Below are 10,216 nucleotides of genomic sequence, written 5' to 3'. Positions count from 1 at the left end.
CCTCAAGACCAGACGCAAACGCGCCGCATGGGACACAAACTACCTCGCCCAAATCCTGAACATGAAAATCCCGTAACCTGGATTCGGAGCCCTGCAGCCGTTCTCACGGCAACGAGCCCAGGTTCATGTTTCGGGTACGGCTTTGTTTGGCGTTGCGGAATCGGGCGTGATTCAACGGTCGGAGGATCACCAGCCGGAGCCGGACGCCCATGGAAGAGATGGTCGTCAAGGATCGCCGCCGCCTTCTTCTCAAGCATTTCGGCGAGGTGAAGGACCCGCGTGATCGGGCAGAGGTCATGTATCCGATGCCGCAGGTTCTGTTTCTGGGGATGTGCGCCAGCATTGCGGGCTGTGATGATTATGATGAGATCGCGGACTGGGGTGTTCATCACCTGGATTTTATCCGCAACTAAAGAGGGCTCTATTTATGAACACCAACGTCAGACTGTCTGCGCACCGTCCTCAAACGGTCCATCAAGACCACCCGCATGGCCGCCGGACGGACCCCGTCCGTCCTCGCCCACCTCGTTGCGCCCCCGGCCCGGTCGCCTGGACTCGATGCCGTGGAGCTTCTGCCAGGGCTCTGGTCACGCCGCGCGAAAGCGGGTAGAGAGGGTCCTGGTACGAGCCCCTGTAGCTCAACTGGCAGAGCACCTGATTTGTAATCAGGGGGTTGCGGGTTCAAGTCCTGCCGGGGGCACCAGATTTAAGAGTAAAATCAGCTGCTTACAGCAAAGCCCCGGACACGGTTCCGGGGCTTTGTCGTTCGTGTCAGCACTGTGCCAGTAAATCGCGCGGTGTCCGTTGGCGTGTCCGATCCGGTGTCCGATGGTGCGGGCGGACGGCGAACACGGCCGCCACGGGACGATTGAAGGCCGGTCCATCCGCGCCCTACGCTGCCACGAAACCGATGTGGCGGTCCCGACGGGACGATGACGACCAGCGAGGATCCCGAAGCGATGACCCACGCCATGACCAGCGACGAGATCGTCGAGGCCCTGACCACCGTCGGCCGCTTCCCCGAGGCGGCGGTGCGCGCCTGCCTGGCCGCGCCGGAGACGGTGACCTGGACGCCCTGGAGGGACGCGCCGACCTGTTGCGAAAGGAACGCCTTGTGCCGTTCGACATCGTCATCGAGACCTTTCGGCACTGGCACGCCTACACCGAGGAGGACCTGCGCGCGGGCGAGCGCGATCCGGTGCCGCTGCTCTCCAGCCGCCTTGACGCGAGTCTCGACGCACCAGGAATGGCGGAGCGGCTGGCCGATCACCCTGAACTGCTGGACCAGGCGATCGAGGGGCTGGTTCTGGAGGCCCAGGCCGGGGGTATCCTCGACGACGCGGACGCCTGGGGCGACGCCGCCGCGGCGGACCTCGCCGACCGCGGGTGGACCCGCGAGCGGACCGCCCCCCGTAGAAACGGCCGTCAACCAGCACCGCCACGTCGGCCGCAACAACCCGTGTCCCTGCGGCTCCGGCAAGAAGTTCAAGAAATGCTGTCTGCGCCGGACGTCACGGCGCGGCGTGCCGCCGGGCTTGGCGGCGCGGTCTCTGGTCTTTTATAACCGGCCGCATCCGCGTCGCCATCGTCCCGAGGAGCCCCGCCCGTGATCCCACGCTACGCCCGCCCGGCCATGACCGCCCTGTGGGAGCCCGCCAACAAGTTCCGCATCTGGTTCCTGATCGAGGCCCACGCCTGCGACGCGCTGGCGGCGCAGGGGGTGATCCCGGCGGACGCCGCCGCGGCGATGTGGACCCACGGCGACAAGCCCTACACCCCGGAGAGGATCGCCCGCATCGACGCCATCGAGGCCGAGGTCAAGCATGACGTCATCGCCTTCCTGACCGAGCTGGCCGAGCATGTGGGGGCGCCGGCGCGGTACGTGCACCAGGGGATGACCTCGTCCGACGTGCTCGACACCTGCCTGGCGGTGCAGCTCACCCAGGCCGCCGACCTGCTGCTGGAGGACCTGGAGGCGGTGCTGGCGGCGCTGAAACGGCGCGCCCTGGAACACCGCCTGACCGTGACCATGGGGCGCAGCCACGGCATCCACGCCGAACCGGTGACCCTGGGCCTCAAGTTCGCCAGCTTCTACGCCGAGTTCGAGCGCGCCCGCGACCGCCTGATGGCGGCCCGCGCCGACGTCGCGACCTGCGCCATCTCCGGCGCCGTCGGTACCTTCGCCAACATCGACCCGGCGGTGGAGGTGCATGTGGCGCGCAAGCTGGGCCTGTCCCCGGAGCCGGTGTCCACCCAGGTGATCCCGCGCGACCGCCACGCCCAGTTCTTCGCCGTGCTGGGGGTCGTCGCCAGTTCGATGGAGCGGCTGGCCACCGAGATCCGCCACCTGCAACGCACCGAGGTGCGCGAGGCCGAGGAGTACTTCAGCCCCGGCCAGAAGGGCAGCTCGGCCATGCCGCACAAGCGCAACCCGGTGCTGACCGAGAACCTGACCGGCCTGGCCCGCGTCGTGCGCGGCTACGTCACGCCGGCGCTGGAGAACGTGGCGCTGTGGCACGAGCGCGACATCTCCCACTCGTCGGTCGAGCGCGTCATCGGCCCGGACGCCACCATCACGCTGGACTTCGCCCTCGCCCGGCTGGCGGGTGTCGTCGACAAGCTGGTGGTGCACGAGGACGCCATGACCGCCAACGTGGAGAAGATGGGCGGCCTGGTGTTCTCCCAGAGGGTGCTGCTGGCGCTGACCCAGGCCGGTGTCAGCCGCGAGGACGCCTACCGCCTGGTGCAGCGCAACGCCATGAAGGTGTGGGACGGCGAGGGCGACCTGTTGACCCTGCTCGGTCGCGACGCCGAGGTGACCGCGGCGCTGGACGAGGCCACGCTGGCCGAGCTGTTCAACCTGGACCACCACACCAAGCACGTGGACACCATCTTCCGGCGGGTGTTCGGCGCCACGACAGAATAGAGCCGATTCACGTTCGAAATCGGACCGCACCTCCGGTTCCGTTTTCGAACAATCGGCTCTACATTATTGATTTTAGAGCAGATTCACGCGCCAAAACGGGACCGCGGCGCGAGTCCATTTTGGCGCGACCTGCCCTAACCGTGGCGGCCGGACCGTCAGCCGTCCAGCAGGTGGCCCTGCCCGACCGGGCACCCGGCGGCCACCAGGAACGCACGCTGGTCCTCGGTCTCGATCCCCTCGGCGATCACCTGGAGGCCGAGCGTGCGGGCCAGGGTGATGATCGAGCGCGAGATGGCGGCCGCCGTCGGGTCGCCCGGCAGGCCGTCCACCAGGGTGCGGTCGATCTTGAGGATGTCCGCGCGACACCGGTGCAGAGCCGACAGCGACGCGGCGCCGATGCCGAAGTCATCGACCGCGATCCGCACGCCCAGCGCCCGCAGCGCGGCAACGGCCGTGCGCGCCTCCTCGGGCCGGTTGACCAGCACCGATTCGGTGATCTCCAGGACGAGGCGATGCGGCGAGACGCCGGTCTCGCGCAGGGTGCGCTCGACCAGATCCGCCAGGCCCGGCCGCTCGATGTGGCGCGCACAGATGTTGACCGACAGGCGAGTGATGGGGGCCGGCGGGGCCGTCTCGCCGCCGCGCCCGGCCAGGGCGGCGCAAGCGGTGCGCAGCACCCAGGCGTCCAGTTCGACGTACAGGCCACCCCGGTAGGCCTGGTGGATGAACGACCCGGCCGGCAGCAGGCCGCGTGTGGGATGCCGCCAGCGCACCAGCGCCTCGTAGCCGATGACGCCGCCGCCGCCGAGATCGACCTGGGGCTGATAGACCAGGAACAATTGCCCGGTGCGCAGGGCCTGGCGGAACGCCTGGCCCAGGTCGACGAGGGTTTCCGTCTCCGCGTGGCGACCGCGGTCGAGGAAGGTGGCGCTGTGTCCGCCCGCGCTCTTGGCCTGGTACATGGCGGCGTCGGCGGCGCGGACCAGGTCCTCGACGGTCTCGCCGTCGTCCGGGAACATGGCGATCCCGATGCTGGTTCCGGAGAACACGGTGGCGGTGCCGATGCGGAATGGATGCGCGAACCGCGCCAGGATGCGATGGGCGAGCTCGCGGGCCTGTTCGACGGTCTCCAGATCCTGCAACGCGATGACGAACTCGTCGCCGCCGAACCGGGCGATGGTGTCCGACTCGCGCACCAGCCCGTGAAGCTCGTGCGCCACCGCCCGGAGCAGCACGTCGCCGGCGGCATGGCCGCGCGTGTCGTTGATGAGCTTGAAGCCGTCCAGGTCCAGGAACAGGATGCCGACCCGCTGCCCGGTGCGGCGGGCGTAGCGCAGGATCTGCTCGGCCCGGTCCTCGAACAGGCGCCGGTTCGGCAAACCGGTGACGGTGTCGAAATAGGCGAGCTGGGCCACCCGCTCCTGCATGCGCCGGAAGGCACCGACCAGCGCCCCCAGCTCGTCGCGGCGCTCCAGGTCGAGCGCGGCGCTCAGGTTACCGCTCTCGGCGATGTCCCGCATGTGGGCCGACAGTCGCGCCAGCGGGCGCAGAACCATGTACTCCAGACTCGTCAGGATCAGCACGATCAGTGCGGCGCCCGCGATCGCAGTGGTCAGCGCCGCCGTGTAGAGCACGGCCTGGCCCTGCGCCCAGATGGTGGTGACGATCCGGGTGCCGAGCACCAGAAGCGGCTCCCCGAATAGATCGTTCAGGGCCACATAGGCTCCCAGAGCGGCGCGGTCCGCCGGGATCGACGCGATGGCCGGCTGTCCCGGGGTCTCCAGCGCCGCGCGCGCCCCGGGCGGCAACGCCGGATCCATGGCGGACCACGTTCGGATCGTCAGCCCCAGCATGTCGCCGTACTGGGCGAGCACGTCGCCGGAGACCAGGCGGCCCATCAGGAACAGACCGCGCGACGGTCCGCCCTCCCGGCTGGTCAGCACCGGCTGGGCGGCCACCAGCATTGGCCCCCGGGCGGTGCCGATCAGACCGGTTACCCCCGTGGTGCCGTCCTGCGACAGGGCCATCAGTCGTGGCAGGTCAGGGCCGTCCTGCTCCAGGATCGCCTCGACCGCAAGCCCGGGGCGGTCGGGCAGACGCTGGCCCGCCCAGGCGATCCGCCCGTCCGTGTCCACGATGAGCATCATGGTGAGCCGCAGGCTCTCCAGCGTGCCCTCGATCAGGTTGGTCGAAACATAGTCGGGGTCGCGCGTAACCATGAAGTCATAGGTGTCGTCCCACTGGGCCCAGTCCGCCGTGAGGCCTTCAAGCGCCGCCAGCTCGGTCGTCACCGTCTTGGCCATGCGGGTCGCATGGGATTCGGCCCGGGCGGTTTCCAGGTCCGCGAACTCGGGACCGACGAGCCGCAGGAGCACCAGTTCCGCCAGGCCCACCAGCGCGATCAGGAGCAGCGCCGAGACCACAAGTACCTTGGTCCGCACCGACCAGCCCGACACCCGACCGGCGCCCTCGGCCAGATCCGCCGATGCCGCCGCCCCGGGACCGGCCGATCGTCCCTCCGGAACCCGACGCATCGGCCACCAGGATCTGGGCCACCAGAATTTGGAGAGAAAGGCCAAGAACTACCCGTCCCGCCCCACGTCGCCGCAAGGCACCCCGAAAAGCTCCCCCGTAATTACAATACTTTGAAGGACGGGGCCTGAGGAACAGAAAGTTTGGGCGAAAGACACAGACGCGTTTCGCCCCGCCCACCCCGGGAGTCGGGATACCTATTCTGGCGATGCGCTCTACCTTCGCGCGGCGTCGGCACGCATTGCGGCCGAAGCTTCGGTTCTGGGGCCACCTTGGATCGCGCTGCGTCCACGCCCGAGCCGACCCCTCCTCGTGGCATCGCCGGACCCCGGGGGGACGCCGGCCGGGCCATCGCGCCAGATTGTCAGGCGGGCCCCGGTCGTGCGCGGTGCGCAGCGCCGACGCCGTCCAGGGCGATAGACAGCCGTCCCGGGAGTCGCGGACACGGCCCGGGTGCCGTCACGCTTCCACCCGCATCATCGTCGCCTGCATCTGCGCGACCGCCTTCGCCTGCCCGCCCCGCAGCGCCGACACCGTCGCCTGGACCACCACGATGGTCTTGCCGGCGCGGATCACCTGGCCGCGCGCCTCGAAAGACTCTCCCACGGCCGGGGCCAGCAGATTGTGCTTGAACTCGATGCTGAGCACCCGGCTGTCCGGCGGCATGGTGGTATAGGCGGCATAGCCGGCCGCACTGTCGGCCAGCGACGCCGTCACCCCGGCATGCAGAAAGCCGTCCTGCTGCGTCAGGTCGGCGCGGAACGGCAGTGCCAGCGTGACCGTTCCGGGCGCCACCTCGACGATCCGCACCCCCAGCGTCCGCATGAACGCCTGCTGGGCGAAACTGTCATGGACGCGCTGGACATAGTCCGGGCTTCCGGGCGAGAAGGTGGGGGGCGGTGCGGCATCCATCATGGGGCGTATCCTGATCGCGGGCTGAGTATACGGCAGCGTATGGAGACCGGCCCGCCGCGTCAAGCGGCCCCACCCTCGCCCTCCCCATCCCCTGAATCGACCCGGGAGATTCCCCCTGCGCGAGGCCAAGACACACCGGGAAGCCTGGCTGGACACCGCCTTCGCCATGCTCGCCGAGGGCGGCGTGGACCACGTCCGCATCGAGCCGCTGGCCCGTCGCCTGCGGGTCACCAAGGGCGGATTCTACTGGCATTTCAAGGACCGCGCCGAACTGCTGGCGGCCCTGCTGACGCACTGGCGCGACGGGCGCATGGCCGTGATCGCGCGCCACGTCACGCCCGAGGCGGACGAGGACGCCGAGGCCGTGCTGCGGCGGCTGCTGGGGCGCTACCTCGACCACCCGAACCCGCGCGGGGCGGCGATCGAGATGGCGGTGCGCGACTGGGCGCGCCACGATCCCGGTGCCGCGGCGGCGGTGGCGGAGGTCGACCGCGCCCGTCTGGCCCATGTGGTGCCCCTGTTCGAGTCCCTGGGCGCCGGGCCGTGCGAGGCCGAGGCGCGGGCGCGCCTGTTCTATGCCTATGTGTTCGGTCAGAACCTGCTGTCGCCCACCAGCGATGCCGCCGAGGCCGCGCGCCAACAGGACCGCATCGCCGCCATCCTGATCGGACGCGACGCCGCGTAGCCGGACCGCATGGTTCCCAACCCGGTCCGATCGCCCTATCATTGCGACCGCTCGCCCCCGGCCGTCATCGCACACGGAGGACCCTGCATGGCCGCGCCCCGCCCCTCGCGTGCCCGCCGCGCCGGCCGCGCCGGCCGCGCCGTCGCCGTCGTCACCGCCCTCGCCACGCTCATGCTGGCCCAGGCTGCCAGCGCCGCCACGCTGCGTATCGCGTGCAGCGCGCTGGGCCAGGAGCGGGTCCTGTGCGAGCAGGGCGCCCGGGCCTGGGCCGCCGAGACCGGCCACACCGTCGATCTGGTCGCCATCCCCAACTCGGCCACCGAGCGCCTGGGGCTGTACCAGCAGCTCCTCTCGGCCGGCGCCGGCGACATCGACGTGTTGCAGATCGACGTGGTCTGGCCCGGCCTGCTGGCCGAGCACCTGGTGGACCTGGGGCCGGTGCTGGGCGGCCAGGCCGGCGACCACCTGGGCGCGCTGGTGGCCAACAACACGGTCGACGGCCGCCTGGTCGCCATGCCGTGGTTCATCGACATGGGCCTACTGTACTACCGCGCCGACCTGCTCGACGCCCATGGCCTCGACGTGCCCGAGACCTGGGCCGAGCTGACCGAGACAGCCCGGGCGATCCAGGAGGCCGAGCGCGCGGCCGGCAACAGCGACCTGTGGGGCTTCGTCTGGCAGGGGCGCGCCTACGAGGGCCTGACCTGCAACGCCCTGGAATGGATCGCCAGCCACGGCGGCGGCACCGTCGTGGCCCCCGACGGCGCCATCACCGTCGACACCCCCCAGGCCGCCGCCGCGCTGGACCGCGCCGCCGGCTGGGTTGGCACCATCTCGCCGCCCGGCGTGCTGAACTACGCCGAGGAGGAGGCGCGCGGCCTGTTCCAGGCCGGCAACGCGGCGTTCATGCGCAACTGGCCCTACGCCTGGGCGCTGGCCCAGGGCGACGACAGCCCGGTCAGGGGCAAGGTGGGCGTCGTGCCGCTGCCCGCCGGCCCCGCGGCGCCGGACGACCAGCCGGCGGCCACGTTGGGCGGCGCCCAGTTGGCGGTGTCGCGCTACTCGGCCCACGTCAACGAGGCCATCGACCTGGTGCGCCATCTGACCTCGGCCGAAGAGCAGACCCGGCGCGCCGTGCAAGGCTCGTTCAACCCGTCGCGCCCGGCCCTGTACACGGCGCCGGAGGTTCTGTCCGCCGTGCCGATCCTGGTCGACATGCGCCCGGCCCTCGACTACGCCGTGGCGCGGCCCTCGACCGTGACCGGCACGCGCTACAACCAGGTCAGCACGGCCATCTTCACCGGCGTGCACCGGGTGTTGAGCGGACAGGCCGACGGCGCCGCCGGGGTGGCGGCCATCGCCGCCCGCGTGCAGCGGATCAAGCGCGGCGGCTGGTGAGCGGGCGCGCCGCCGGTCCGTTGGCCCGCGCGCGGGCGCGCGCGGCCTGGGGGCTGATCGCGCCCATGGCGCTGGTGCTGCTGGCGGTGGCGGCGTGGCCGCTGGGGCGCACCGTATGGCTGGGGTTCACCGATGCCAGCCTCGCCGGCGGGGGCGATGCGGCGTTCGTCGGCTGGGAGAACTACTACGCCGTCTTCGACGGGCAGGCGTTCGGCGTGCTGGCCGATCCGCAGTGGTGGCGCGCGGTCGCCAACACGCTGGTGTTCACCGCCGCTTCGGTGAGCCTGGAGACGGTGCTGGGGGTGCTGGTCGCCCTGGTGCTGCACCGGCGGTTCCCGGGCCGGGCCTGGGTGCGGGCCGCCGTGCTGGTGCCCTGGGCCATCCCCACCGTGGTGTCGGCCAAGATGTGGGCGTGGATGCTCAACGATCAGGTCGGCGTGGTGAACGCCGCGCTGCTGGGCCTGGGCCTGATCGACGCCCCCCTGGCCTGGACCGCCGACCCGCTGCTGTCGATGATCGCGGTCATCGGCGTCGACGTCTGGAAGACGACGCCGTTCATGGCCCTGCTGGTGCTGGCGGCGCTGGAGATGCTGCCGCGCGACATCTACGAGGCCGCGCGGGTGGACGGCATCCACCCGGTCCGGGTGTTCTTCCGGGTGACCCTGCCGCTGATCGCGCCGGCGCTGGTGGTGGCGGTGGTGTTCCGCACCCTGGATGCCCTGCGCGTGTTCGATCTGGTCTATGTGCTGACGGCCAACAGCCCGGCGACCATGACCATGTCGGTCTATGCCCGGCGCGAGCTGATCGACTTCCAGGCCGCCGGCACCGGCTCGGCGGCGGCGACGCTGGTGGTGTTCATCATCGCGCTGATCGCGGCCATGATCCTGACCGCGGCGCGCCTGCGCGGGCGGGAGGGGGCGGTATGATCGCCCAGGCCTTGATCGCCCGCCTCGGGTTCGCGCTGGCGGTGGTCCTGATCGTGGCGGTCTCCATCGGCCCGCTGGGCTATGCCCTGGTCACCAGCCTGGAGACCGGCAGCGCGCTGGTCTCGCCCGGGGTGTGGCCCGAGGCGCCGACGCTGGCGAACTACACCGCCGTGTTCGCAGAACAGCCGTTCGCCCGCAACATCCTGAACTCGGTCCTGGTGGCCGGCGGTGTGGTGGCGCTGTCGCTGTCGCTGGCGGTCACGGCCGCGTTCGCGCTGGCGCGGGTGGCGTTTCGCGGCCGCGGGCTGCTGCTGGGCACCATCCTGTGCGTCGCCATGTTCCCGCAGGTGGCGGTTCTGTCGGGCATGTTCCTGCTGATCCGCTCGCTCGGCCTGTACAACAGCCTGGCCGGGCTGGGGCTGAGCTATCTCATGCTGACCTTGCCGTTCACGGTGTGGATGCTGACCACCTTCCTGCGTCAGATCCCGAAGGAGCTGGAAGAGGCCGCGATCATGGACGGCGCCGGGCCGCTCACCGTCATCGGCCGGGTGTTCCTGCCGCTGCTGTGGCCGGCGCTGGTCAGCACCGGGCTGCTGGCCTTCATCGTGGCCTGGAACGAGTTCCTGTTCGCGCTGACCTTCACGCTGACGGCGGAGACCCGCACGGTGCCGGTGGCGATCGCGCTGATCTCCGGCGCCAGCGCGTTCGAGCTGCCGTGGGGGCGCATCATGGCGGCGTCGGTGGTGGTGACGCTGCCGATGGTGGCGCTGGTGCTGGTGTTCCAGCGCTGGATCGTCTCCGGCCTGACCGCCGGCGCGGTCAAGGGATAGGGGG

General features: G+C 70.5%; 9 protein-coding genes and 1 tRNA gene. 8 read left to right on the top strand and 2 right to left on the bottom strand.

All coding sequences use genetic code 11. From position 1 onward, the window contains the following. Window positions 1-209 precede the first annotated feature (209 nt). From GGD88_RS13690 to purB, 4 genes are all read left to right on the top strand, one after another. Window positions 210-413 carry a transposase family protein gene (locus GGD88_RS13690; protein ID WP_184436366.1) on the top strand — a complete coding sequence of 68 codons (204 nt, stop codon included), beginning with the start codon at window positions 210-212 and terminating at the stop codon, window positions 411-413. Window positions 414-627: 214 nt separating this feature from the next. After that, window positions 628-703 (top strand) — tRNA-Thr (locus tag GGD88_RS13685). Window positions 704-932: 229 nt separating this feature from the next. Beyond that, entirely contained in the window at window positions 933-1,610 is a 678-nt protein-coding gene (locus tag GGD88_RS18915; RefSeq protein WP_184436364.1) for an SEC-C metal-binding domain-containing protein, read from the top strand. Then, window positions 1,607-2,926, top strand: coding sequence for an adenylosuccinate lyase (gene purB / locus GGD88_RS13675; RefSeq protein ID WP_184436362.1), 1,320 nt, complete (start codon window positions 1,607-1,609; stop codon window positions 2,924-2,926). Before GGD88_RS18915 ends, purB begins: the two co-directional genes overlap by 4 nt. A gap of 155 nt (window positions 2,927-3,081) precedes the next feature. Here purB and GGD88_RS13670 read toward each other — a convergent pair whose 3' ends face one another. Next, window positions 3,082-5,460 (bottom strand): putative bifunctional diguanylate cyclase/phosphodiesterase, encoded by a 2,379-nt coding sequence (locus tag GGD88_RS13670; protein WP_184436360.1) that lies wholly within the window; start codon window positions 5,458-5,460, stop codon window positions 3,082-3,084. A 457-nt stretch (window positions 5,461-5,917) separates the two neighbouring features. Beyond that, a complete protein-coding gene (locus tag GGD88_RS13665; protein ID WP_246423764.1) occupies window positions 5,918-6,373 on the bottom strand; it encodes a PaaI family thioesterase in 456 nt (151 codons plus the stop codon). A gap of 91 nt (window positions 6,374-6,464) precedes the next feature. On the opposite strand from GGD88_RS13665, the gene GGD88_RS13660 reads away from it, so the two are divergent. The 4 genes from GGD88_RS13660 (at window position 6,465) to GGD88_RS13645 (ending at window position 10,212) form a co-directional block, all read left to right on the top strand. Then, window positions 6,465-7,058 carry a TetR/AcrR family transcriptional regulator gene (locus GGD88_RS13660; RefSeq protein ID WP_343056371.1) on the top strand — a complete coding sequence of 198 codons (594 nt, stop codon included), beginning with the start codon at window positions 6,465-6,467 and terminating at the stop codon, window positions 7,056-7,058. An 87-nt stretch (window positions 7,059-7,145) separates the two neighbouring features. After that, a complete protein-coding gene (locus GGD88_RS13655) occupies window positions 7,146-8,456 on the top strand; it encodes an ABC transporter substrate-binding protein (protein ID WP_184436356.1) in 1,311 nt (436 codons plus the stop codon). Then, complete coding sequence (locus GGD88_RS13650) at window positions 8,453-9,382, top strand: carbohydrate ABC transporter permease (RefSeq protein WP_343056368.1); 930 nt, start codon at window positions 8,453-8,455, stop codon at window positions 9,380-9,382. The genes GGD88_RS13655 and GGD88_RS13650 overlap by 4 nt, the downstream gene beginning before the upstream one ends. Next, window positions 9,379-10,212, top strand: a complete 834-nt coding sequence (locus tag GGD88_RS13645; protein ID WP_184436355.1) for a carbohydrate ABC transporter permease — start codon at window positions 9,379-9,381, stop codon at window positions 10,210-10,212. The genes GGD88_RS13650 and GGD88_RS13645 overlap by 4 nt, the downstream gene beginning before the upstream one ends. Window positions 10,213-10,216: the final 4 nt, after the last annotated feature.

Source organism: Roseospira goensis, assembly GCF_014197795.1.
GTDB lineage: Bacteria > Pseudomonadota > Alphaproteobacteria > Rhodospirillales > Rhodospirillaceae > Rhodospira > Rhodospira goensis.
The sequence above is the reverse complement of the archived record's forward strand: the minus strand, read 5'-3'. Positions and strand labels throughout refer to the sequence as shown.

Excerpts from the sequence above, each read along its gene's own strand:
- GGD88_RS13690 (WP_184436366.1), top strand. The coding sequence starts at position 210 with ATGGAAGAGATGGTCGTCAAGGATCGCCGCCGCCTTCTTCTCAAGCAT.
- GGD88_RS18915 (WP_184436364.1), top strand. The coding sequence starts at position 933 with ATGACGACCAGCGAGGATCCCGAAGCGATGACCCACGCCATGACCAGC.
- GGD88_RS13670 (WP_184436360.1), bottom strand. The coding sequence starts at position 5,460 with ATGCGTCGGGTTCCGGAGGGACGATCGGCCGGTCCCGGGGCGGCGGCA.
- GGD88_RS13665 (WP_246423764.1), bottom strand. The coding sequence starts at position 6,373 with ATGATGGATGCCGCACCGCCCCCCACCTTCTCGCCCGGAAGCCCGGAC.
- GGD88_RS13655 (WP_184436356.1), top strand. The coding sequence starts at position 7,146 with ATGGCCGCGCCCCGCCCCTCGCGTGCCCGCCGCGCCGGCCGCGCCGGC.
- GGD88_RS13645 (WP_184436355.1), top strand. The coding sequence starts at position 9,379 with ATGATCGCCCAGGCCTTGATCGCCCGCCTCGGGTTCGCGCTGGCGGTG.